The organism is Alphaproteobacteria bacterium (assembly GCA_023898745.1).
In the GTDB taxonomy this organism is placed as follows: domain Bacteria; phylum Pseudomonadota; class Alphaproteobacteria.
Window position 1 is genome coordinate 908,950 of the sequence record CP060237.1, and the last position, 24,454, is coordinate 933,403.

General features: G+C 37.8%; 22 protein-coding genes. 11 read left to right on the forward strand and 11 right to left on the reverse strand.

The features are described 5' to 3' along the window. Positions 1-6: 6 nt before the first annotated feature. From dnaJ to H6850_04550, 3 genes are all read right to left on the reverse strand, one after another. Entirely contained in the window at positions 7-1,161 is a 1,155-nt protein-coding gene (gene dnaJ / locus H6850_04540) for a molecular chaperone DnaJ (GenBank protein ID USO02335.1), read from the reverse strand. Further along, positions 1,161-3,062 carry a molecular chaperone DnaK gene (gene dnaK / locus H6850_04545; GenBank protein USO02336.1) on the reverse strand — a complete coding sequence of 634 codons (1,902 nt, stop codon included), beginning with the start codon at positions 3,060-3,062 and terminating at the stop codon, positions 1,161-1,163. Before dnaK ends, dnaJ begins: the two co-directional genes overlap by 1 nt. Before the next feature lie 105 nt (positions 3,063-3,167). Next, positions 3,168-4,658 carry a hypothetical protein gene (locus tag H6850_04550; protein USO02337.1) on the reverse strand — a complete coding sequence of 497 codons (1,491 nt, stop codon included), beginning with the start codon at positions 4,656-4,658 and terminating at the stop codon, positions 3,168-3,170. Positions 4,659-4,812: 154 nt separating this feature from the next. Between H6850_04550 and H6850_04555 the strand changes: the two genes are divergently transcribed. Continuing rightward, positions 4,813-5,688: an FAD-dependent thymidylate synthase gene (locus H6850_04555; GenBank protein ID USO02338.1), complete on the forward strand. Its 876-nt coding sequence runs from the start codon at positions 4,813-4,815 to the stop codon at positions 5,686-5,688. 105 nt (positions 5,689-5,793) lie between these two features. Here H6850_04555 and clpX read toward each other — a convergent pair whose 3' ends face one another. The 3 genes from clpX to trmD form a co-directional block, all read right to left on the reverse strand. Continuing rightward, positions 5,794-7,086 (reverse strand): ATP-dependent Clp protease ATP-binding subunit ClpX, encoded by a 1,293-nt coding sequence (gene clpX / locus H6850_04560; protein ID USO02339.1) that lies wholly within the window; start codon positions 7,084-7,086, stop codon positions 5,794-5,796. A 69-nt stretch (positions 7,087-7,155) separates the two neighbouring features. Beyond that, positions 7,156-7,764 (reverse strand): ATP-dependent Clp protease proteolytic subunit, encoded by a 609-nt coding sequence (locus H6850_04565; protein ID USO02340.1) that lies wholly within the window; start codon positions 7,762-7,764, stop codon positions 7,156-7,158. Between the two features lie 466 nt (positions 7,765-8,230). After that, positions 8,231-8,983: a tRNA (guanosine(37)-N1)-methyltransferase TrmD gene (gene trmD / locus H6850_04570; GenBank protein USO02341.1), complete on the reverse strand. Its 753-nt coding sequence runs from the start codon at positions 8,981-8,983 to the stop codon at positions 8,231-8,233. Positions 8,984-9,051: 68 nt separating this feature from the next. On the opposite strand from trmD, the gene H6850_04575 reads away from it, so the two are divergent. Next, positions 9,052-11,460, forward strand: a complete 2,409-nt coding sequence (locus H6850_04575) for a hypothetical protein (GenBank protein ID USO02342.1) — start codon at positions 9,052-9,054, stop codon at positions 11,458-11,460. Here H6850_04575 and H6850_04580 read toward each other — a convergent pair whose 3' ends face one another. Both H6850_04580 and rpmG read right to left on the reverse strand, forming a co-directional pair. After that, the gene (locus tag H6850_04580) at positions 11,461-11,946 is read right to left on the reverse strand and encodes a nucleotide exchange factor GrpE (GenBank protein ID USO02343.1); all 486 of its coding nucleotides are present in this window, start codon (positions 11,944-11,946) and stop codon (positions 11,461-11,463) included. A gap of 4 nt (positions 11,947-11,950) precedes the next feature. Then, a complete protein-coding gene (gene rpmG, locus H6850_04585) occupies positions 11,951-12,124 on the reverse strand; it encodes a 50S ribosomal protein L33 (protein ID USO02344.1) in 174 nt (57 codons plus the stop codon). Between the two features lie 159 nt (positions 12,125-12,283). Between rpmG and dapE the strand changes: the two genes are divergently transcribed. From dapE to H6850_04625, 8 genes are all read left to right on the forward strand, one after another. Beyond that, complete coding sequence (gene dapE / locus H6850_04590; protein ID USO02345.1) at positions 12,284-13,333, forward strand: succinyl-diaminopimelate desuccinylase; 1,050 nt, start codon at positions 12,284-12,286, stop codon at positions 13,331-13,333. A gap of 24 nt (positions 13,334-13,357) precedes the next feature. Then, positions 13,358-13,999: a DUF2628 domain-containing protein gene (locus tag H6850_04595; GenBank protein ID USO02346.1), complete on the forward strand. Its 642-nt coding sequence runs from the start codon at positions 13,358-13,360 to the stop codon at positions 13,997-13,999. Continuing rightward, positions 13,996-15,126: a beta-lactamase family protein gene (locus H6850_04600; protein ID USO02347.1), complete on the forward strand. Its 1,131-nt coding sequence runs from the start codon at positions 13,996-13,998 to the stop codon at positions 15,124-15,126. The genes H6850_04595 and H6850_04600 overlap by 4 nt, the downstream gene beginning before the upstream one ends. Positions 15,127-15,232: 106 nt before the next feature. Then, a complete protein-coding gene (locus H6850_04605; protein USO02348.1) occupies positions 15,233-16,741 on the forward strand; it encodes an Rne/Rng family ribonuclease in 1,509 nt (502 codons plus the stop codon). A 78-nt stretch (positions 16,742-16,819) separates the two neighbouring features. Next, complete coding sequence (locus H6850_04610) at positions 16,820-17,191, forward strand: 30S ribosomal protein S12 (GenBank protein ID USO02349.1); 372 nt, start codon at positions 16,820-16,822, stop codon at positions 17,189-17,191. A gap of 17 nt (positions 17,192-17,208) precedes the next feature. Beyond that, positions 17,209-17,679 (forward strand): 30S ribosomal protein S7, encoded by a 471-nt coding sequence (gene rpsG / locus H6850_04615; protein ID USO02350.1) that lies wholly within the window; start codon positions 17,209-17,211, stop codon positions 17,677-17,679. A gap of 2 nt (positions 17,680-17,681) precedes the next feature. Continuing rightward, entirely contained in the window at positions 17,682-19,772 is a 2,091-nt protein-coding gene (gene fusA, locus H6850_04620; GenBank protein USO02351.1) for an elongation factor G, read from the forward strand. Positions 19,773-19,800: 28 nt separating this feature from the next. Continuing rightward, positions 19,801-20,862: a ketopantoate reductase family protein gene (locus H6850_04625; GenBank protein USO02352.1), complete on the forward strand. Its 1,062-nt coding sequence runs from the start codon at positions 19,801-19,803 to the stop codon at positions 20,860-20,862. On the opposite strand, the gene H6850_04630 is transcribed toward H6850_04625, so the two are convergent. Then, positions 20,859-22,043 carry an MFS transporter gene (locus H6850_04630; GenBank protein ID USO02353.1) on the reverse strand — a complete coding sequence of 395 codons (1,185 nt, stop codon included), beginning with the start codon at positions 22,041-22,043 and terminating at the stop codon, positions 20,859-20,861. The two genes, H6850_04625 and H6850_04630, sit on opposite strands and share 4 nt — an antisense overlap. A gap of 235 nt (positions 22,044-22,278) precedes the next feature. On the opposite strand from H6850_04630, the gene H6850_04635 reads away from it, so the two are divergent. Next, positions 22,279-22,818 (forward strand): CDP-alcohol phosphatidyltransferase family protein, encoded by a 540-nt coding sequence (locus H6850_04635; GenBank protein ID USO02354.1) that lies wholly within the window; start codon positions 22,279-22,281, stop codon positions 22,816-22,818. Between the two features lie 152 nt (positions 22,819-22,970). On the opposite strand, the gene rnc is transcribed toward H6850_04635, so the two are convergent. Both rnc and lepB read right to left on the reverse strand, forming a co-directional pair. Then, the gene (gene rnc / locus H6850_04640; protein USO02355.1) at positions 22,971-23,642 is read right to left on the reverse strand and encodes a ribonuclease III; all 672 of its coding nucleotides are present in this window, start codon (positions 23,640-23,642) and stop codon (positions 22,971-22,973) included. Further along, positions 23,623-24,402 (reverse strand): signal peptidase I, encoded by a 780-nt coding sequence (lepB, locus tag H6850_04645; protein USO02356.1) that lies wholly within the window; start codon positions 24,400-24,402, stop codon positions 23,623-23,625. Before lepB ends, rnc begins: the two co-directional genes overlap by 20 nt. Positions 24,403-24,454: the final 52 nt, after the last annotated feature.

A 24,454-nucleotide genomic window follows, 5' to 3' on the forward strand; every position in this document is an offset into this window, starting at 1 on the left:
GTAAAACTATTGGAAAAATTCTTTCAATTTTGCGAAAAATCCTTTGGAATCTGGGCTGTTATTTCTACTCTTTGACTCTTCTTTGAATGATTGCAATAATTCCGTCTGCTTGCCCGATAAATTCACAGGCGTTTCAACCTGACATTCAATAATTAAATCTCCTCTGGTTTGACGTTGCAAAACGGACATGCCTTTGCCGCGCACTTTAATCTTCGCACCATTTTGCGTACCTGCAGGAATAGTAGCCTTCTGAGTTCCACCTTCAATCAGTGGAACCTCGATTTCTGCACCTAAAGCGCAATCTACCATTGGTATTGGAATCTGACATAACAAATCACTTCCCATACGCTTGAAAATTTTATGTGGCTTTACCGTTACATATATATACAAGTCTCCAGAAGACCCGCCTCTAAGCCCAGCTTCACCTTTTCCAGCAACGCGAACGCGCATATTATCTTCAATACCAGCAGGAATCTTTGCTTCTGTTGTTTTATTTTGCACCGTACGCCCTTGCCCATGACATGTTGGGCATGGATTTTTGATCGTCTTGCCTGTGCCCTGACATGCGTGACAAGATTGCTCCATCATAAAAAAACCTTGCTGTATACGCACGCGACCTTGCCCACGACATGTTGAACAGTCTTGAAAAGCGCTTTTATCTTTTGATCCTTTGCCATCACATGTAGAACACGTATCGTTCACGCGATAACTTACACTTTTTGCCACCCCAGAAAATGCCTCTTCCAGAGTAATTGAAATATCATAACGCACATCATTGCCATCTTGCTGCATATTTGGCTTACGTTGACGCTGACCCCCGCCAAAAAACTCACCGAAAATGTCACCAAAAATATCTGAAGCATTGCCTGAAAATCCACCAGAGAATCCTTCAAAACCTCCAGCGCCACCAAATCCTCCAGCACCTCCTCCTTGACCAAATGCCGCATGCCCAAACTGATCATATTGCTGACGCTTCTTTGCATCACCTAAAATCTCATAAGCTTCGGACGCTTCTTTGAATTTTTCTTCGGAGTTTTTGTCGCCAGGATTACGGTCTGGATGATATTTCATTGCTACCTTGCGGTAGGCTTTTTTAATTTCGTCTGCGCTTGCATTTTTATTTACGCCAAGCGTTGCGTAATAATCCTGTTTGGCAGCCATTATGCGTTGCTATGCGTATCGTCGTTATTATCACTGTCTACAGTTTTTGCATCCTCTCCAGACGGAGCATCAGAACCACCACCCGCTTGTGCCTGTTGATCTTTATAAATCGCCTCTCCAAGCTTCATGGATGCTTGTGTCAGCTTCTCTGTTGCGTCTTTAATTTCAGACACATCCGCATTTTCTTTTGCTAAAATCTCTTTCATAGATGTAATATTATCTTCGATATCTTTTTTTACATCTTCAGACACCTTATCACCATGCTCCTTCAAAGAACTCTCTGCTGATGCAACCAAACCTTCAGCTTGGTTTCTCGCTTCGATTAGCTCTTTCTTTTTCTTATCTTCTTCCTCATGCATCTCTGCATCTTTTTTCATTTTTTCAATCTCTTCTTCAGATAACCCACCTGATGATTGAATTGTAATTTTCTGCTCTTTACCTGTTCCTTTATCAACAGCAGATACACTTAAAATACCGTTTGCATCCATATCGAACGTCACTTCAATCTGCGGAACACCTCTTGGAGCGGGCGCAATAGATTCCAAATTAAATTGCCCTAGACTCTTGTTATCACGAGCCATAGAGCGTTCACCTTGATAAACGCTAATTGTCACAGCTGTTTGATTGTCAGCAGCTGTTGAGAAAATTTGACTCTTCTTTGTTGGGATTGTTGTGTTCTTCTCAATCAATTTTGAGAAAATACCGCCCATTGTTTCAATACCTAAAGACAAAGGTGTTACATCTAACAACAAGACATCTTTCACATCACCCTTAATGATTCCGCCTTGAATTGCCGCACCCGTCGCAACAACTTCATCAGGGTTCACACCAGCAGAAGGCTCCTTTCCGAAAATATCTTTTACGAACTCACGCACTTTTGGCATACGTGTCATACCACCCACGAGAAGAACTTCACGAATCTCGCTTTTGGAAATTCCTGCATCTTTTAAGGCTGTTGTGCATGCTTTTTCTGTTCTTTCAATCAGATCCTTGACCATGCCTTCATACTTTGCGCGTGAAAGCTTAAGCAACAAATGCTTTGGACCAGATGCGTCTGCTGTTATGAATGGTAAATTAATTTCTGTTTCTACAGAGGACGAAAGCTCGATCTTCGCTTTTTCTGCCGCTTCTTTTAAACGTTGCAAGGCTAGCTTATCCTTACCAAGATCCATACCCTCAGACTTCTTGAATTCCTCAATCATCCAATCAATAATTCTTTGATCGAAGTCTCCTCCACCAAGGTCTGTATCTCCACTTGTGGATTTCACTTCAAAAACTCCATCTCCAAGCTCTAGGATAGAAACGTCGAACGTTCCACCACCAAGGTCATACACTGCGATATAGCCTTCTTTATTTTTCTCTGTATCAATACCATATGCCAGAGCCGCTGCTGTGGGTTCGTTGATAATTCTTAATACATTCAAGCCTGCAATTGCACCTGCATCTTTTGTTGCTTGACGTTGCGCATCATTAAAATAAGCAGGAACCGTGATCACTGCATCTGTAACTTTTTCACCCAAAAAGTTTTCTGCTGTTTCTTTCATTTTTGTCAAAATGAATGCACCAATCTGGGATGGACTATACCTTTCTTTATCAATTTCAAACCATGCATCACCATTATCATGTTCCACAACTTTATATGGCAATTTATCTACAGTAGATTTGATGCTTTTAAATTTCTTACCAATAAATCGCTTGGATTCATAAATTGTATTGGCTGGGTTTGTGACTGCTTGACGCTTTGCTGGACCGCCAACTAATTTTTCGCCATTTTTGAATGCGACAATCGAAGGTGTTGTTCTCGCGCCTTCAGCATTCTCTAAGACGCGCGCTTTTGAACCTTCCATAATCGCAACACATGAGTTTGTTGTTCCTAAGTCTATTCCGATTACTTTTGACATTGTAAACCTCCAATTAAAGTGTTTTCCCCTTTTACACCATAATTATGACATGTTTTTAGCACTCGTTCAACTAGAGTGCTAAAAAATAAAAATTATTGGAGGACTTTAATTCTGCGCTTGACCTGCGGAGTGATTTGTAAGAGCGCTATTCGCATCTTCCGCACATTTTGCTAGCGATTGCATCATCTTGTCTACATAAGCTTGGAAAGCTTCGTGTGAATCAATTTTTGCTTCAGTTGGTTGGTCTGCTAGCCTATGTTTGGTTTGCGACAAATTAAAATAAGAATCAAATAACGATCTGCGCAGCCATAGGAACGTTGGGATGGTTCGTTCTTGAGGGTTTAAATCTTCCTTCGGATCATACTGAGTAAATACAACCGCTAACTCGCTTTGCCTTAATATTATATATTCAGTTCGCTGAATTTTTTCCAACTCGTTTATTATGGGGCGCATTTCTTCATCTAACTTCTCATTAGGAGTGCTCATAACCTCTTTTGGGGCACGAAGTGTGCTTAATTTTTGCTTTAACTTAGCAGTCAACGCTCGTTTTGTAGCTTCAACACTATCTTGAAAGTAAGGCAAATCTTTCAATGGTGACTTTTCTTTTGCTAAAACACTGAAATCAAAACTTTCTGGATTATCCAAAAGACTACTGTCTAACAGTCCAGGAGACTCATGCAGAAGATAAAACAAACTTACCAGCAACTCATTATAACTGTTGGTCGTGCTATCATCCATTTTCTTCTTTTCTCTCGCAAGAGCTTCTTTAAAATAACTAGTAAAGCGCTCCCATCTAGATATTGCTTCATTATATAACCTATCTACCTCATCACTTAAGACTTCAAAACGCTCTCGCCCTAATTGTTTGAAAATCCAATTTGAAATGCAGCCCTCAAAGTTTATAAGAAAGTTTTGATAATGAAAATGATCATGCGTCGCAGCTAACACTGTAGGCATTTTAGCAAATTTGCTTGAAAAACCATGCGCAGTGATTGGGTAGCCAGCAATCAAACATTTACCATCCAATAACCCATGAACAATCTCTTCAAGAGTTATTCCTTCAGACCGCACTACTGGCAAAACACGCTGGAATAATTTGCAATCTAATTGACGTTCTATTGCATCAAACACCTCGCGCTGCAAGACAACCTCATTTCCAAGATCGTCTTTTATAATCCTACTTCTTGCCAAAGGGACAGGCTCAAGCACTCCAACTATGTTTTCAAGCGAGTTATTGTCGAACACATTCCTCGAAAAAAGCATAAAACTTGCGTCTTTCACATCCTGATGCAATGAACTCTCTACTCTTAACGTTAAAAGCCAAGTAGCATAATGCAGAAGATATTTTTGCACATATTCGGGTAGGTTCAATTTACCAAGCTGGAACACATCATTTAATGTAGGCGCCCGCCCTAAACCCTTAGCAAACAATTCTAAAAAATAGTTGTCATGCCTTTGCAAAGACATATCTGAACAATCCACCCCTTGCTCACGAAAAAATCCAATATCATTCCAAGAACTTGCACTTCTAACTTCTGCAGCACTAGTACTTGCATCCACCGCACTACCAAAAATAAAATTTGTTAATAACATCAAAAAAACCAAATAGGTTAACTTATTAGAATTAATGGTAAATCAATTTCAAAAAACAAGTCTACTAGATTAAGCAAATAACATCGGTTTTTTTCTTGGGTTGATAAGATATTTCGTGTAAAATCCACCTATAGAGAATTCATATAGATAAACACACATGTCAAAAATTACACCAACAGGCGATATAGAACAACGCGTTCAATCTCCTGAATTAGACAAAATCCTGGGTCAAGAGTTTAAAATTTTAGATCATGGATTTATTCGTGTTGTGGACTATATGGGAACAGATAGCTCTATTGTACAAGCGGCACGTGTATCTTATGGAAAAGGTACGAAACAGCTTTCTCAAGATAGAGGATTGATTCACTATTTACTACGCCATAAACACACAACGCCGTTTGAAATGTGTGAAATTAAACTGCATGTTAAAATGCCTATTTTCGTTGCGCGTCAGTGGATTCGCCACCGTACAGCTAATATAAACGAGTATTCTGCACGATATTCTATATTAGATAACGAATTTTATATTCCACGTCCTGAGGATATTTCCACACAATCTGCTGTAAACAAACAGTGTCGCGAGACAGAGCCTTTGCCAAAAGAACAATCTGATAAAATTATCGAGATTCTATCTGGTAATGCAGCTCAATCTTATGAACAGTATGAATCATTGATTAATGACTACGACCTTGCAAGAGAACTTGCGCGCGCAAACTTACCAATTAACGTATATACACAAATGTATTGGAAAATTGACCTGCACAACCTTATGCACTTCGTAAAATTAAGAGCCGATCCGCATTCACAATACGAAATTCGTGTTTACGCTGAAGTTATGCAAGATATTATTGCAAAATGGGTTCCTTTAACATATGAGGCCTTTATGAATTATTCTGTTAACGGGCAAAACTTCTCAGATGAAGCAGTAAAAGCGCTTAAACGTATGCTAAAGGGTGAGAAAATCACACAAGAAGATACAAAAATGTCAAAGAGAGAGTGGGATGAATTTCAGGAGGCTTTGGACTTAGTATAGGAACTTGTCATCACGAGGAGCGCAGCGACCTGGTGATCCATCATAGATTGCCACGCCGCCTTCGCTAAAGCTGCGGCACGCTCGCAATGACGATACGCTATATCCTCAAGATGACAACTTCTTGTTCGCTGAAGGACTTTTTACTTTTTTATTGATCGCTTTATTTTTTTCTTTTTCTTTTAAATCAATCACAGGTGTTTTTTCGACCATATCTTTTGTAATGCGAACTGTTTTTTGTTCTTTGGACGGCGCTTCAAACATCATATCAAGTAAAATATTTTCCATAATCGCCCGCAAACCTCTTGCGCCGGTATTTTGCACTAAAGCTTTTTTTGCAATCGCATGCACCGCGTCATTATCGATAGTTAGTTCCACATTATCTAACTTAAACAAAGTTTTGTACTGCTTGATCAGAGCATTCTTTGGTTGTGTCAAAATATCAATCAATACCTCCTCTGTAAGCTCTTCTAGAGTTGCGATGACAGGTAAACGACCAACAAATTCTGGGATAAGGCCATATTTCACCAAATCGTGCGTCTCAATATTTTTCAACAATTCAAACGTTGGTGTTGTATCTTTTTTATGCACCGCAGCGTTGAATCCAATACTGCCCTTTTGAACACGATTTCTGATGATTGTTTCCACACCAGAAAATGCACCACCGCAAATAAAGAGAATATTTGTTGTGTCAACCTGTAAGAACTCCTGTTGGGGATGTTTTCTGCCACCTTGTGGCGGAACAGATGCTACAGTGCCTTCCATAATTTTGAGAAGAGCTTGTTGCACACCCTCTCCAGAAACATCTCTTGTAATAGACGGATTCTCAGATTTTCTTGAAATCTTATCAACTTCGTCAATATACACAATACCTTGTTGAGCTTTCTCCACGTTATAATCTGCAGCTTGAAGCAATTTCAAGATAATATTTTCAACATCTTCACCAACATAACCTGCTTCTGTTAGTGTTGTTGCATCAGCCACTGTAAATGGCACATCCAAAATACGTGCCAACGTTTGCGCTAATAGTGTTTTACCTGACCCTGTTGGTCCTAACAATAAGATATTAGATTTCGCTAGTTCAATATTTTCTTCAGAGTAATCATTAAAGAGACGTTTGTAGTGGTTATACACGGCAACAGAGAGAACTTTTTTCGCATGATCTTGACCAATAACATAGTTGTCTAAGGCTTTATAGATCTCTTTCGGCTTTGGCAAAGTCTCGGAGGTTTTTGCCTTTTGTGGCGCTATATCCTCTTCTTCATGAACAATATCATTACAAAGATCAACGCATTCGTTGCAAATGAAAACAGCTGGGCCCGCAATAAGCTTTCTCACTTCATTCTGACTTTTGCCACAAAATGAACAAAAAAGCAGTCCACCGTTTGTATTTCTCGTCATATCGTCTCCATCTCCTAAAGTTTGATCTTAGTTCCTATGCTACTGTGGCAAATTCAGGTTAACAAAAAGTTATATGGATTTTAAAGCCATATCAACTCTTTTTTCTATGACTTCGTCGACCAACCCAAACTTCAAAGCATCATCTGCGCTTAAGAATGTATCACGCTCTAAGGCTGTTTTAATCTTAGAAATTGACTGTCCAGTAAAATCAGCATACATTGCATAAAGTGTTTCTCTTGATTTCAACATTTCTTCTATTTGAATCTTCATATCACTTGCTTGGCCCCTTGCGCCACCATGGGGTTGATGGATCATTACGCGACTATTTTTTAAGGCATAACGCTTACCTTTTGTGCCGCCCGCAAGAAGCAACGAACCTCCTGAACACGCTTGCCCTATACAAACCGTATAGACATCTGGAGTAATGAAGTTCATTGTATCCAGCATGGCAAAGGTTGATGAAACCACGCCTCCTGGAGAGTTGATATAGAGATAAATAGGCGCTTCTGGATTCTCAGCTTCCAAAAACAAAAGTTGTGCTGAAATCAATGATGCAACATCATCATTAATCTCACCTGTTAAAAAGATAATACGCTCCCTCAATAGGCGAGAATATATATCATATGCCCTTTCACCTCTACCGGATTGCTCAATAACTGTTGGTACAAGATAACCCAAAACTGCATGCTCTTCATCTGATCATACTAAAGTATGTCACGTTTTTTTTGTCGTGACTATAGAGAGTATAAAATTTTGTAAGTTTTTGTGAGTACAACACTTGTATTTAGAATATATTTACTTTTTATTAAGATTTCAAATATTCGCACAGTCGTCATCACGAGGAGCGTAGCGACATGGTGATCCATAGATGGCCACGCGCTCTAACGAACGTTCGCGATCTGATTCATCCCTCACGAATTAAATATGTGCAGACGTCATCACGAGCCTTGCGAAGCAAGGCGTGGTGAGCTAGAAAAACATGGATGGCCACGATTTTCTTTCGAAAATCTCGCCATGACAGTCGTGATCCTTATATTTCTCTATCAATTTCTCCAGAAGAAAAGCTTACATGGTTAAGCGTTTAGGACTTTTTTGGATTTTAGAAAATTCGTGGGGATGCGTCAGCTCGTAATGACGCATGCGGTTAAGTTTTCAAATACTTTTGCCATAAATCCAGGCGTTTTTCTTTAGTGATCTTTTCGGACATTTCTTTTTTCCATTTTGCAATATCGCCATGGTGCCCGCTCAACAAAACTTCAGGCACTTGCTTACCTTTCCATTCTCTTGGTTTTGTATAATGGGGGTATTCCAATAAGCAATTTTCGAAAGACTCATATGCTAATGTTTCTTTTCGCTCAACGGTTTGATATCTCAAAATCGCATCCATCATGGTTATAGCAGCCACCTCTCCACCTGAGAGAATAAAATCACCTAGGCTGAGTTCTATAAGTCCATGATTTTCGCGCCAATATTCAAGCACACGCTCATCGATTCCTTCATAACGCCCACATAGGAATATAATCTCAAGCTCGTCATCCTGAGCTTCAGCAAAAGAGCTTCTGGTGTTTGTTTCAGAATGACGATGCCAAAATCTTTTGACATGTTCTTGTTTAAACACCTCACCCTTCGGACTCAAATATACAATTATAGGATTTTTATGCAACGTCAGAGCATATACTAAGGCATCATGCACAACATCACACATAATCACCAACCCAAAATCACCGCCAAATGACGTATCATCAACTTTATGATGCTTTGAATGAGAAAAATCACGCATATTAATTACACGCAACTTCCATTCTTTTTTCTCTAAAGCTTTGCCTGATAAAGAATGCTCCAAAGGACCAGGAAACATCTCAGGAAATAAGGTAATAACGGTAAAATTTGCTGACACGATGAAATGACTTTGTAGGATATATATTGTTATATTTATGTAACGAATAAGCAAAAACTTCAACTTTCGTGAAACGTCTCAATTTAATCGATGGCTATGGCTATGTTTTTCGGGCATACTACGCCCTTCCCCCTCTAACCAACCCAAAAGGTGATCCTGTCGGCGCTGTCTTTGGGTTTTGTCGCATGATGATCAAGCTTATGCAAAGTCGCCCTGATGAATTATTTTTGGCTGTGTTTGACTCAGGCAAAACAAATTTTCGCCATGATCTTTATCCGGAATATAAAAGCAAACGCGTAGAGGCACCAGAAGATCTAAAAAAACAGTTCCCAATTATAAGAGATGCATGCAAAGCTTTGGGCATCCATCAAGTTGAGCAAGATGGTTATGAAGCAGATGATATTATTGCATCCTATGCGAAAAAGGCTTCTCAAGGTAGTTACATTGTAAATATTATTTCTGGTGATAAAGATTTTATGCAGCTTCTAACTAATGAAAAAGTGAAAATCTTTCATCCCATTAAAGAAAAAGAACTGACGTCCGAAGATGTCCTGAAAAAGTTTGGAGTGCCACCGCATCAGGTTTTAGATGTGCAATCTATCATGGGTGACTCTTCTGATGGCATTCCTGGAATTCCCGGCATAGGACCCAAGGGTGCACAGGAGCTCATATCTAAATATAAAACCTTAGAGGGTGTTTATGAACACTTAGATGATCTCCCAAATAACAAGCGTAAAGAGCGCTTGATTGAGCATAAGGACAAGGCTTTTATTTCAAAACAACTGGCGCATTTGAAAGATGATTTAGAAATAAAACACGATTTATCGCAATTACATTTAGAATCACCTGACCGTACATTCTTTCAAGAAAATGGATTTCATAGCTTATTAGCCATGCTAGAGCAGAAAGCTGTTAAATTAAAAACTCTTTCATCTTTTGAGGAGTTCTATAAGCGCGCACTTAATAGTTTAGAAGTCTATATTCGTATAGATGGAAATAGCACCACTTGTTTAGTCAATGGATTTGCTTTTGAGACATCTGATGCAAATTTTCTGAAAAACATCAAACCTCTTCTCGAAAACCCCGGTATCACAAAAATCTTTCACTCTGTCAAAGATGTGATTTATCAGTGTCAAGAATTAGATACAAACCTTAAAGGATATCATGCATTAGAATCTATGTCTTTATGCTTATTTTCAGGAAAGCACGACCATTCTTTAAAAGCTCTTGAAGCATATTACAATGATAAAAATCTCTATCCTCTACTTAAAAAAGACCTGGTTAAAGCCGAAGCGCTGTCACTTTACGAACAAGGAGAGCGATACCTACCCGAAATTCTCGTGAATATTGAAAAGCACGGCATCCAAATTGATATGGAATTTTTGATGCAATATGAAGATCATATTGAGAAAGAATTAGTTAAATGTGAAAAAGAAATTTATAACATTGTTGGAAAGGAGTTTAACATCAATTCACCAAAACAACTTGGAGCTATTTTGTTTGAAGATATGCAAATTATCGGAACGACAAAAACCAAAACAGGTAGCTATTCAACAGACTCTGATGTGTTAGAAAAAATTAACCTCCCGCTGACAAATCTCATTCTAACCTATAGGCAGCTAGCTAAAATTCTTAACACATATGTGAAGCCTTTGATTGAAAAAACACAAAAAGGCCGCGTTCATACAACCTTATTGCACAATAATGTTTTAACAGGTCGCCTCTCTTCTCAAAACCCCAACTTGCAAAATATTCCAGCAAAATCAGATGATGTGCGCAAGGCATTTGTAGCACCTAAAGGCACGAAACTATTAAGCTTCGACTATTCACAAATCGAACTTAGACTGTTAGCCCATTTTTCCCAAGAAAAAGCTTTGGTTGAAGCATTTCGCCATGGCGAGGATATCCATGCCAAAACAGCCCAAGAAGTTTTCGGAACTGTAACAGATGAAACGCGACGCAATGCGAAAATGATTAACTATGGTATCATTTATGGCATGAGCGCATTTGGATTATCTGAAGCATTGAAAATCCCAAAATCTGAAGCGCAAAAAATCATTGATCAATATGTAGGTCAATATAAAAACGTTCAAGCGTACATTGAAACACAAAAAGCTATGGCCAAAACACAAGGCTTTGTAAAAACGCTATTCAATAAACGTATTTATATTTCTGAAATTCAAGGAAAGTTTGCTGGACATGCTGAACGTCAAAGCATCAATGCGCCCTTGCAAGGCACAACAGCCGATATGATGAAAATTGCGATGAATCGTGTATATTTTTGGCTACAGATGGATAAATTACGTTCTAAGATGATTTTGCAGGTTCATGACGAATTATTATTTGAAGTTCCAAAAAATGAAGTTGATATTGTAAAAATGAAAGTGAAATTCTTGATGGAAACTGTATGTGATTTCTTGGATGTCCCGATTATTGCCAATATGAAAATGGGAGAAAATTGGCAGGAGTTGAAATAGCTACTTCTTCACCCCAACCATCGCAGGTCTAAGAAGTCTCTCGTGCATCTTGTACCCCTCTTGCATCACTCGCACCACTGTTTGCGATGGATGTTCAGAAGTCTCATCTTCAATCTCTGTAACCACCTCGTGTACATTTGGGTCGAGCTCATGATGAAGTGAATCAACTTTTTTAACACCATGCGCATTAAGAATTTTATCAAATTCTTGGTGGATCATCTTGATGCCATCCACAGTACTTTTAACGTCTTGCGTTTTTTCAATACTTTGCAACGCCATTTCAAGACCATCAATCACCTTCAGCAGATCTTTTGCAAAACGAAATGCACCAAACTGAGCCGCATCCACGCGCTCTTTTTCAAAGCGCTTTCTAGTGTTTTCAAGGTCTGCACGACCCCTAAGAACTTCACTTTCCAGCGCCTTAACTTTTTCTTGCAGCTCCTCTATAGGATCTACTTCTACTTCTTGATCTTTTTCTTCTGTCATAGACCTATTTCATTTTTGCTTCTTTGAACATTACGTGCTTTCTCACACGAGGATCGTATTTTTTCATTTCTAACTTATCAGGCTTTGTTCTTGCATTTTTCTTAGTTACATAAAAATATCCTGTGTCTGCAGAACTGATCATCCTGATTTGAATGACTGCGCCTTTTTTCTTTGCCATTGTTTCTTGTTCAAGTCCTTATATAGAGTATGCTACCATAATTTATTAGGATAAGAAAATAGGTAAGGTCGTTATGGCGAGACCCTTAAGGGTTGTGGCCATCCATTATGGATCACCGCGTTGCCGCATTCCTCGTGATGACAACCCCACGCAAAAAACATGCTTGAACACGAACTTGCTAAAAAACTCATAAAAATTAAAAGCATTACTCCAGAGAATAATGGATGTCTAGAGCTTATTGCATCTTATCTTCCTGATTTTGAACATAGCTATATCAACAAAGGAAATACATCTAATTTATTCTCAAAATATAAAAACGGCGCTAAACATTTTGCTTTTGCTGGCCATATCGATGTTGTGCCAGTGTCTGATAATTGGTCTGTTCCGCCTTTTGATGGCGTTGTAAAAAATGGATATTTATATGGACGCGGTACCAACGATATGAAAGGCGCTATTGCATGCTTTGTTGCTGCATTTTTGGAAGTTAAAGATAAAATTAATTATTCTGTAAGCTTTCTTTTAACGAGCGACGAAGAAGGTGATGCAACCTATGGTACACGTGAAATTATTAAATATTTACAAGATAAAAATGAAAAAATAGACCTGTGTTTGATTGGAGAGCCCACTTCAAAAAACAAGGTTGGTGATCGCATTAAAATAGGAAGTCGTGGCAGTATCAATACACGCATTCGTGTTCATGGGCAAGCTGGACATGTTGGATATCCGGATGAAGCAAAAAACCCTATTCCTATAGCGCTAGACCTCGCAAAAAAACTAAATGAACATGTATTAGATAAGGGTAATGAGCATTTTCAAGCATCTAATTTGGAGCTTACATCCATCGATGTTAATAACACTGCAACCAATGTGATCCCACCTTATATCGATATCCGATTTAATATTCGATTTAACGATATTCATACACATGAATCTTTAAAAGCATGGATTCAAAGTATCGCCCATGAGCATGAATGTCACTTTGAGTTCTGTGGCATACCTTATTATTGTGATATTTCCAAATTCAATTTAAGCAGCGCGAATATTTCAACTCACGGCGCAGCAAGCGACGGGTTTATTATTAAAGACCTGTGCCCTTGTTTTGAATTAGGGTTGTTTTATGATCAAGCACACCAAAAAGACGAACGAGTTTTGTTGGAGGATTTGACTAAACTCAAAGAAATATACAAAGAAATACTCTTGCATTTCTAAAGACAATCTTTTACAAAAAGATATATGAAGGAATTGTTAATTACTATGCTTAGCGATAAAGAATTTTTAGATATCGCCACAACAGACGGAAAGAAAACAAAACAAACAGAATACTATCTTGCAGCTTATAAAAAATGGAAAAAAGATCGAAAATTTACACTGAACTGGTGTGCGTTTTTGTTTTTTGCATTTTGGATGATGTATAGAAAAATGTACCTTACAGCCATTATTTTTGGAACCATTGCTTGGACGGTGCCTTTGTATTTAACGTCATTTGTTATAAAATTCTCAAACTTAATTCCCCTAGAAAAAATACCAATGTATTCAGGTCTTGTAAGTTTGATTATCTACCTTTTTACCTTTGGACTCTTTGGAAATATTGTTTATTTTCATTTTGTAGACACAATGCACCAATTGAAATATAAAAAAATTGGAACAAATAAAGGAATTATTTGGGCATTCTTTTGCGTTCTATTTATAGTCAGCGTATTGCTTGGGGGGCTCATGAGCCTCGATCCTGGTTTTGTTAAGTATTTTATTGTTACGCTACCCGCTATTAGCTTCATTTCCAGCACAATCCTTCCTATTTTTTTAGGGTATCTCTTCGACAGAAGATGGGGTGTAATCTTATATCCGCTTTTTAAAATCAAAAACCTTAAGGTATGATATTTTTTTGCTTTGCCAACCTTGATCAACTGACAAATACTGAAGGACTTTCAGATTATATTGAAAATCTAGAAGACCAATTCAAAGATAAAATTGGTGGGGCTGTCGCTGTTGTATATAAAGGTCAGGTTATATATAAAAAAACTTTTGGGCAGACAAAACTTGAGGACGGAAAACCGATCACATCTAAGACAGTATTCTCTATTGCATCCTGCACAAAACCAATTGTCTCAACAGCTGTTGCAATGCTCATTAAACAAAAAAAACTTAGACTCAATGATACGGTTACATTTTTCAAAAAGAATCAGCCTGTCAAAGTCGAGCATTTGCTAGCCCACACAACGGGCTATGTGTTTGATGGCGAAACGGATGGAAAAAGAAACAACAATAGAATGATTGAAAAAGGCGTTCCAAGATTGCAATTACTAAAAATATTAAAAAATAGCCCTCAAGAATTCAAACCTGGAGAAAAATATTCTTACAACAATATTACATTTAGTCTTATAGAAAACATCATTAAATCTAGTACGAAAAAAAATTGGAAATATGCTGTAGCAGAACTTCTAGATAGTTTAGATATAAATGACTACGCTTTTGGTTGTCCTGAAAATGATGAAACTATCGCTTACCCCCATTCTATTAAAAGTGAACAATTCCAAACTGAAGTTGAAACTCTGCCTGTTAAACGCCCACACCATGAGTCGGTCGGTTCTGCCGGCGGACTTTTTATGTCTTTAGATGGAATGATTAAATTTTTAAAGCTACACATGGGCTACGCACCGCATGTTTTAACAAAAAAAGATTTAAAAAAATTTCACGAACCAAGAATTAGTACATCCTCTGATTGGTTTATGACAACATGGCCCATTCCTAGAGAAGAGTTTGATTTATCTTATGGCTTAGGCTGGCGTATTTTTGATTATAAAAATGATCCACTTAAAAAGAATCGCATCGTTTTTAGCATGGGATATCTAAGGGGTATGCTGCCATTTATTGGCTTTTTGCCGAATCACGAGATTGGTATTGTTATTCTGTTAAATCAAGATTACTATAATTTTTCTCTGGAGCAAGGACTGGGTTTTTTAAATTACTTTGTGTCTAAGAGCACATCTAACTGTAAAATTTGAATGATAAATAACCACAATCAGAGCTCGTTATGAGAGCTCTGTACATCTTGTTCAAAAAGGTGTTAAATAAAAATGAGGTTGAAACTTGCAACCATGAAATTATTGCATGAAATTATTAATTGATCATCATGCATTTGAATCAAGAGCTGCTGTAATTGATGATAACGGCGTTTTACAAACACTCAATATTGATACAAGTGCACATAAACAAACAAAAGGTAACATTTACCTTGCAAAAATCGTTAGAGTTGAGCCCGGAATTGGCGCAGTATTTTTAGACTATGGTGGAAAAAAGAATGGATTTTTACCCATTGGTCAACTCAAAAAGCTTTTACCGGACGAACAACAACTAAAGCGCGCCGTGGGTGAAAATCTTCTTGTGCAAGTCATAAAAGAAGAGCGACAAAATAAAGGTTGCGCTTTTACAATTGAAATTAGCTTAGCTGGTCACTACTCCATTATACTGCCATTCGAAGGAAGTGTTGGTGGCGTATCCCAAAAGATTAAAGGCTCAGTTGAACGAGAGCGCTTAAGAAAAATTGTTGAAAAGATTGGACTACCCTCCTACATCAGCGTTATTTTAAGAACTTCTGCCGAAAAAAGAGCAGCGGATGAAATTCGCAAAGATATTCGTTACTTAAACAAACTATGGAGAGCTATCTCCAAAAAAGCACAGGAGAAAAAACAACCTGGTTTGGTTTATGAAGAGCATAGTATTTTTGAACGCGCTGTGCGAGATACGGCATCCAAAGATGTTAAGGACATTCTTATAGAAGGTAAGGAAATTTTTGAGCAAGTTAAAAAATTTGCTCGCACCGTTATGCCTAGCATTAAAAATAAAATTCATGAATACAACGGCGATAAACCTTTATTTAATATGTTTCATGTGAATGAGCAAATAGAGATGCTCTTAAGCCCTTTAGTACCACTCAAGTCAGGTGGAACACTTGTAATTCAGCAAACAGAAGCTTTGATCTCGATTGATGTGAACTCAGCAGGTTATAAATCGAAACTTCAAGAAGATACCAGTCGAGATATTAATGTTGAAGCATGTGAAGAAATTGCGCGACAGATTCTTCTGCGAGATATTTCCGGTATTATCGTAATTGATTTCATTGATATGGAGCGTGAAGAAAATAATGCACTTGTTTATAAAACGCTCAAAGCTGCTTTTAAGCACGATTCGGCACGAACAAATATTTTGCCTGTTAACGCATTTGGCGTCATCCAAATGACGCGCCAAAGATCTAAAAAAACCCTATCAGATTATTTTACACAAAAGTGCCCCTGCTGTTCTGGTTATGGTAGCGCACGAACAGTTGAGTCTATGAGCTCAACCATTTTACGTGCCATCAAGAAGAAAGCCGCTGCAAACTCTATGAGCGATGTTATTGTAACAGTATCTAAAGATGTTTTTGATTACATGCAAAATAAGCTAAGGCGAGATATTTGTGCTATTGAAGAGCAACACCAGGTTAGAGTGCAGTTGATGTCCGTGTGGCATATTAACAATGCTGACTACAATATTCGGATAGAAAACCAACAAAAACCTACTATGCCACACATCAAAGAAGAGCAGGTTTTGAGTAAACGCAGAAAGGTCGCGCACGGATAATAAAAAATTCACCTTACCCCTGTCTTTTTTTACAAAATGGGTCTACAATAAACCATGTAGAAATGTATTTGATACTATATGCCAACAATTAACCAGCTGGTTCGCAAAGGAAGAATTCCGGTAAAAGCAAAAAACAAAGTGCCAGCGCTCGAAGCTTGTCCACAAAAAAGAGGTGTGTGTACAAGAGTTTTCACAACAACACCAAAGAAACCAAACTCCGCACTTCGTAAAGTTGCGCGTATCCAACTAAGTAATGGATATGAAGTAACTGGTTATATTCCAGGAATGGGGCACAATCTTCAAGAACACTCTGTTGTTATGATCGAAGGTGGTCGTGTAAAAGACTTACCTGGTGTGCGCTATCACATCATCCGCGGAACACTTGATACACAAGGTGTACAAAATAGAAAACAAGCCCGCTCCAGATATGGTGCGAAGAAACCTAAATAAAGAAGGAGTTTTAATATATGTCCAGAAGAAGACAGGCGAAGAAAATCGAGATTTTGCCAGATCCTCGATTCAAAGACACAGTTGTGAGTAAGTTCATTAATAATGTTATGGAGCAAGGTAAAAAAGCTGTTGCTGAAAAAATTGTTTATGGTGCGCTAGATTCCTTAACAGCATCAACGGACGAAGATAAGTTATCACTTTTTAAAAAAGCATTAGAGAACGTTAAACCTCTTGTCGAAGTTAAATCTAGACGTGTTGGCGGTGCAACATATCAAGTTCCACATGAAGTACGTCCAGCTAGAGCGCAAGCACTTTCTATTCGTTGGATTATTGATGCTTCCAGAAAAAGACCTGGGACAACTATGATGTCGAAATTAGCATCTGAATTTAAAGATGCTGCAGAAAACAAAGGCACTGCAGTAAAGAAGAAAGAAGATACGCATAAGATGGCAGAAGCAAACAGAGCATTCGCTCACTATAGGTGGTAACTATGACGAGTCAAACTCCTATTAAAAACTACAGAAATATAGGCATCATGGCACACATTGATGCCGGAAAAACAACAACAACTGAACGTATTCTTTATTATACAGGCAAATCTTACAAAATTGGTGAAGTGCATGAAGGCGCTGCAACCATGGACTGGATGGAGCAAGAACAAGAGCGCGGCATCACAATTACATCAGCTGCAACAACGTGTTTTTGGAAAGATCATAGAATCAACATCATTGACACACCAGGTCACGTTGACTTCACAATTGAGGTTGAGCGAAGCTTGCGCGTATTGGATGGTGCGGTTGCTGTATTTGATGGCGTTGCAGGTGTTGAGCCTCAATCTGAAACAGTTTGGCACCAAGCAAATAAATATAAAGTGCCTAGAATTTGTTTCGTAAACAAGTTGGATAGAACCGGTGCGAATTTCCACCGTTGCGTTGATATGATTAAGAATCGCCTTGGTGCACGCGCTATGGTAATGCAAATTCCTGTGGGCATCGAATCTGACTTACAAGGAGTGGTAGACCTTGTAGAAATGAAAGCAATTTTATGGAGAACAGAGGACCTGGGAGCAAGTTTTGATATAGTTGATATTCCAGCTGATCTTAAAGATGAAGCGGAAATTCTACATCAAGAGCTTATCGAAATGGCTGTTGAAATGGATGATAAGCTTATGGAAGCGTATCTTGAAGGAAAAGAAATTTCTACAGCTGATTTAAAAAAATGCATTCGCGCAGGAACAATCCGCAGTCACTTTGTGCCTATTTTCTGTGGAAGCGCCTTCAAAAATAAAGGTGTTCAACCCTTGCTTGATGCTGTTGTTGATTACCTCCCCTCTCCTTTGGATGTTGGAGATATCGTAGGAAAAAATCCAGATACAGGTGAAGAAATCGTTCGTATGCCAGCAGAAAATGATAAGCTTTCTGCGCTAGCATTCAAAATTATGACAGATCCTTTCGTAGGAACAATCACATTCGTGCGTATCTATTCAGGTAAATTAGAAGCTGGAAAATCTGTTCTTAATACGATTAAAGATAAAAAAGAACGCGTAGGTCGTATGCTTTTGATGCATGCAAACTCACGTGAAGATATTAAAATTGCACATGCTGGTGACATTATTGCTCTTCCAGGATTGAAAGAAACAACGACAGGTCACACCTTGTGTGATCCTGATCATCCAATCATCCTAGAAGAAATGGATTTCCCAGATCCTGTGATTGAAATCGCAATTGAACCAAAAACAAAAGGTGATCAAGAGAAGTTGGGTATTGCGCTCGCTAAACTTGTTCAGGAAGATCCATCTTTTAGAGCATCAACTGATCAAGAGACAGGGCAAACAATTCTAAAAGGCATGGGTGAGTTGCATCTTGATATTAAACTGGATCTATTAAAACGGGACCATAAAGTTGAAGTAGCGCAAGGAAAACCGCAAGTTGCATATCGTGAAAAAATTACAGCAACAGGTGAAATTGACTATACACATAAAAAACAAACAGGTGGTGCAGGACAATTTGCACGTGTTAAGCTTGTGTTTGAACCTTTAGAACCAGGTGAAGGGTTTGTTTTTGAGAATCAAATCGTTGGTGGTGCGATTCCTAAAGAATACATCCCTGCTGTTGAAAAAGGTTTGGAAATGGCAAAAGAATCTGGTCCATTAATTGGCTTCCCAATGATTGACTTTAAGGCACGCCTTATAGATGGCGCATACCATGATGTTGACTCCAGCACCATGGCCTTCGAAATCGCAACAAAAGCGGCGTTTAGAGAAGGTATCACAAAGGCAAAGCCGAAGATTCTTGAGCCTATTATGTCTGTAGAAGTTGTGGTTCCAGATGAATATCTTGGAGATGTTATTGGAGACCTAAATAGTCGTCGTGGGCAAGTTGGCGAAATGGAACAAAGAGGCGCAGTTCAAGCTATCTCTGCAAAAGTTCCTTTGGCGGAAATGTTTGGTTATGTAAATACTTTACGCTCAATGACACAAGGTCGTGGACAATACTCAATGCAGTTCCACTCTTATGACTTTGTTCCAAACAACGTTTCTAATGAAATTCGCGAGCAGTATGCTGCGAAGGCAAACAAGTAATCCTCCTCTCTCTCTTCTCCTTTGAAGAATGATTTTCATCTTATTTGCGGCAAAAATTTCCATTGTAGGGGGAGCGGGTGCTGTTGGATCTTATTTCTCAACAAAACTCACTTCTTGCGATAATGAAGTTTCAATCATAGGAAAAGCAGAAAAAAATCTGAAATATATCAAAAAACATGGCTTAAAAGTTAAAACTTCTGAAGGTCTAATTCATCTAAAACCTCAAAGATTTTGCTATGTAGGCAATCTTTTAGATGCTCAACTTCCTTATCAAGATATTGTGATTGTAAGTCTTAAACAACCTGATGTGACTTTAAAGGTTGCTAAGCAATTGAAACGCCTTTCTAACAAAGAAACTATTTTTATTTTTATTGGAAATGGGTTACCGTTCTATTTCTTGAAAGACTTGAGACTCACTAAAAAACATTTAGATTGCATTGATTCAGACGGCAAAATAGAAAGATTATTTCAAGATAATATAATTTTTGGGATGCAACCTTTTATTGCTGCTAAGAAAACCTTTACAGGTGAGACCGAAATTACAAGGCCTTTTGATAAAATTTCAGTCATTATAGGCTCATCACAAAATTCTAAAGCTCTGCAAAAAATATATGAAGTATTTGAAAAGGCTACCATACCAATAAAAACTGAAAATTTTCATAAAATGACTCTAGAGAAATTGCAGTTTGCCCTAGCCATTAACACTCTCTCCGCTATTATGGAAAAAACTACCGGAGAAGTGTTTGAAGATCCAAATGCGCAGTCATTCATAAAATATACTATAAATATCTTGCAAGAGATATCAGATAAAATTAACGCCGGACATTTGCGCGATTACCAAACCTTCAAAGTGTTACCTATAACAAAAGGCCATTATTCTTCGATGTATAATGATTTAAAACAAAACCGGTCTATTGAAAAAGCAGCAATTCTTGATGCAACTTTGGAGCTGTGTGAGCTTCTGAATTTAAAAAACTTAGCGCCTTTAAAACGACTGCAAGCTATTCTTGCTGCAAAAATAAATGGAGAAAATTTCAATCTTGAAGATTTTTTTCATTTGTGTGAAGCTAGCCATTCAAATTCAGCTTAAACAATATATTCAAGCTTAATTTTTACTTTATCTTTAAAAAAATAACATAACAACACTGAAGCAGCTATTGATCCTATCCCACCAAAAATAAATGGCACATGCAAGCCAAATGTACACAAATACCTAAATATAAAACTTCCAACTAAAGTTGCGCATAAAGATACAGCGAAATACACGCTAAACGCCGTACCTCTTAAATTTAAAGTGGCGTAATTGGAAATTAAACTAAAGAAAATTGAGTTTGAAATCCCTTCCAGTATCCCCCATAAAGCTGTCACAAAAATAAAATCAAGCATAGTCACTGAAAAGGCACACCAGAATTGCGCTATAACCGCCACAACAAAACTTAACAACAAAATCTTCTCTTTATTGCAATAATCTGACATAACACCCAATGGATAAGCCATAACAGCTGACGATAAATTAAATATAATTAAAAACATTGGAAAATATTCATAACTTAAACTTAATTTCTCAACTGTTCTCATGGTCACCACAGCTTCTCCATAGCGCACCATAAGAAATACAAAAGCAACCAGCATTAGTTTCCAGAATGCATTTGAAAAATTCTTAAAATAAAACTCTTCTCGCTCTTTTTTATACATAACAAAAGAGTCTGGCATACATAGAATAGATAAAACTAAAGCACCTATAGAAGGTAAGATTGCAAGGGCAAAAATCGTTTTAAAGCTTCCATTTGTCCACATAAGAAGCTTCATCCCAAAGAAAGAGCCTATTACTGATCCTGTAACTGTGAGAAATGTCCGCGCACCATACCATGTACCACTCTTATTTTTCGGACATAAATCTCCCATAAGCGCATCTCTTGGAGCCATCTGCAACCCATTTCCAAAACGATCTAAGGCTCTGGCCGCAATACATCCTACAAGTGATGTTGCAACAACTAAAAAGAACTTTGATAAGGCCATTAAGATAATACCAGCAATAATAATATTTTTGCGATTCTTTAAAAAGTCCGACAAAAACCCAGCGCCTAATTTCATGCCAAAACTAAATGCATCCATAGCACCTTGAAAAAAGCATATATCGGCTGTATTTACGCCCATAGATTTTAAAAAACTGGAAAATACACCAAACACAAGGCTTGAAGATGCATTGCAAAGAAGACCTATTATATTAATAATCAAAAGATTGAGCCTGAAATTTTTTGCTCTAGCCATATACCGCCCCGGTCATCCCAAATAACACGAGATATCCTCCTGAAATAAACTTAGAAAGATCCTTCGTGCTATGCGCTTAGGATAACGATTTACAAAACACTCATACGTCCACAATATTACATAAATAATATTTATTCAATTAATTATTTTTTAATATTATTAAATACTTTATTTTATTTGATTTTATATTTTTTTTATATTAGCATGAAGTTAGAATTTGATATTTTTAGAACAAATGATAAAGTATATTCCGAATCTCTTATCCGCTTCCAGAATTTTTATGAGCTTATACGCTGTTCAAACATTCTTTAATGCGGAGTACATTTTTACGATTATCTTATTTGCAATATGTATTGTGACAGACTTTATAGATGGGCCTATTGCAAGATATCATAATGTCACAAGCGAACTTGGGAAGCATTTAGATATAATCGGAGATCTTGCATCTATACTCTCTATATCCTTTTTGTTTTATCATATTAATCCCATTTTTCTTGTGACCTTTTTGCCTAATGGCATAAATCATATTATTAAGTTTTTTGATCGAAAGCATGGACATATTGAAGAGGTTGAAATGACCCCATTAGATGACTTTTGCGCTATCTTGAATCAATTTCTCTACCCTTCATCCGTATTCTTAGCAATTGCCTATCCAAACTTTTGGCAGGTTGCAGACGCTCTGTTTTATATCACCCCTCTTGCTGGGGCGCTTGCTGCATATAGATCCTTTAAGAGATATCAAAATCGCAAAACTTCCATAGATACAGCCTTTTAAAGGTATGTTGTCATAACAAAAAACGCTGAACGCCACAAAAGATCGTCATCACAAGATCTGCAACGCAGACCGTGGTGATCCATTCTCTGGATGTCCACGTCGCCATGACGTTCCGTGCAACTTTCGTCATGATCTATCAACGACAATCTGCTTTATTTTAGCCTCATTTTCTTTTGATATTTTTCAATAAAATTTTGTGCCGCATCCTGCTCAGCCTGCTTTCTGTTATACCCCTTGCCCACACTTTCAAAATCAGGTTCAACTTGAAGCTGATATGTAAAAATAGGTGAGTGCTCTGATCCTGCTTTTTCTAACAAAGTATAAGTTGGAACAATATTATAAGTTTTTTGCGCCCATTCTTGCACAAGAGTTTTGGGGTCTTTAGATTGCTCTTGAATTAGATCAGTTTTCCAATGTTTATAGATAAACTGTTTGCATGGGTTAAGATTACCATCTAAGAAAATCGCACCTAAAACAGCTTCTATAGTATTTGCAATCAAGGCTGTATTCTTAGACTGATAATCTTTTAAACTATATTTAATGAATGGCAAAAGCCCAATATTTTCGCCAATTTTTTTACAAATATCCCGACTGACCAATACGGATTGATAGCGCGCCAATACCCCCTCTCGCTCGTCTGGATATTGAGAATATACAAACTCTGCAATGATAAGACCTAGAACGCGGTCGCCCAAAAACTCTAAACGCTCAAACTCATAATTACGATGCTTCTTGGGTAAGGCGCTAGGATGCGTTAACGCCATTTTTAAAAGCGTTGGATCTTTGAAAGTGTATCCTAAGATATCATATAATTTTTTTTCCAATATGTGTCCACCTTGGTTTGAGGCGAAGTTTATGCCATGTTAATGGATTCCACTTCTCTCCTGCAAATGAAAATTCAACCGAAAAACAAATCAACTCTGCTTTGGCCCAAATATACTCAATTGGAACAAACCCTGGATTTGGATATCGACTATCTTGAGATTGGTTGCGATTATCCCCTAGCCCAAAATAATGTCCTGCTGGCACTACAAACTCTTCTGTATTATTTCTTGGATCCATGAACAAACCATCTGAAGAATCTTCGGTGCGCATAATAATATGCTTTACACCATTAGGCAAAGTTTCTTCATAACAATGATATTCTACGGTTTTACCCTTAGAGTCTGTAGTTTTGTAATTTTCAACTCTTTTGTACTGACAAACCTGCCCATTGATATATAGCTTACCTTGTCGAAGTTGCACCCTATCTCCTGGCAAACCTACACATCTCTTGATGTAATCCATTTTCGTATTCTTTGGATTTGCAAACGCTATCACATCTCCGATTTGTGGCGTTTTTGTCATAAAAATTTTTCCACTAAAAAGGTTGAGATGTTGTGGCAAGCTGTATCGGGAATAACCATACGCCGCCTTATTCACCATCACAAAATCACCAACATTTAACGTTGGAATAAGCGATCCAGATGGAATGAGATAATGCTGATATGAAACCGCACGAAATGTCAGCAAAATCATAAATAAAAACACAATATCGCGCATCGTTTTTCTGAATCGATGCTCGGATGGCTTATTAAAAAACATATTATCTTGCGAGGCGACTTTTGAACATTATGAAGGATTTTTGGAGAAAAAG

Bases quoted from the DNA above. Each gene is read 5' to 3' on its own strand.
- dapE (USO02345.1), top strand. From the start codon at position 12,284: ATGCTTGAACACGAACTTGCTAAAAAACTCATAAAAATTAAAAGCATT.
- H6850_04630 (USO02353.1), bottom strand. From the start codon at position 22,043: ATGGCTAGAGCAAAAAATTTCAGGCTCAATCTTTTGATTATTAATATA.
- dnaJ (USO02335.1), bottom strand. From the start codon at position 1,161: ATGGCTGCCAAACAGGATTATTACGCAACGCTTGGCGTAAATAAAAAT.
- lepB (USO02356.1), bottom strand. From the start codon at position 24,402: ATGTTTTTTAATAAGCCATCCGAGCATCGATTCAGAAAAACGATGCGC.
- fusA (USO02351.1), top strand. From the start codon at position 17,682: ATGACGAGTCAAACTCCTATTAAAAACTACAGAAATATAGGCATCATG.
- dnaK (USO02336.1), bottom strand. From the start codon at position 3,062: ATGTCAAAAGTAATCGGAATAGACTTAGGAACAACAAACTCATGTGTT.
- H6850_04605 (USO02348.1), top strand. From the start codon at position 15,233: ATGAAATTATTAATTGATCATCATGCATTTGAATCAAGAGCTGCTGTA.
- H6850_04600 (USO02347.1), top strand. From the start codon at position 13,996: ATGATATTTTTTTGCTTTGCCAACCTTGATCAACTGACAAATACTGAA.
- rpmG (USO02344.1), bottom strand. From the start codon at position 12,124: ATGGCAAAGAAAAAAGGCGCAGTCATTCAAATCAGGATGATCAGTTCT.
- H6850_04580 (USO02343.1), bottom strand. From the start codon at position 11,946: ATGACAGAAGAAAAAGATCAAGAAGTAGAAGTAGATCCTATAGAGGAG.
- H6850_04635 (USO02354.1), top strand. From the start codon at position 22,279: ATGATAAAGTATATTCCGAATCTCTTATCCGCTTCCAGAATTTTTATG.
- H6850_04555 (USO02338.1), top strand. From the start codon at position 4,813: ATGTCAAAAATTACACCAACAGGCGATATAGAACAACGCGTTCAATCT.
- H6850_04625 (USO02352.1), top strand. From the start codon at position 19,801: ATGATTTTCATCTTATTTGCGGCAAAAATTTCCATTGTAGGGGGAGCG.
- clpX (USO02339.1), bottom strand. From the start codon at position 7,086: ATGACGAGAAATACAAACGGTGGACTGCTTTTTTGTTCATTTTGTGGC.
- H6850_04595 (USO02346.1), top strand. From the start codon at position 13,358: ATGAAGGAATTGTTAATTACTATGCTTAGCGATAAAGAATTTTTAGAT.
- rpsG (USO02350.1), top strand. From the start codon at position 17,209: ATGTCCAGAAGAAGACAGGCGAAGAAAATCGAGATTTTGCCAGATCCT.
- H6850_04610 (USO02349.1), top strand. From the start codon at position 16,820: ATGCCAACAATTAACCAGCTGGTTCGCAAAGGAAGAATTCCGGTAAAA.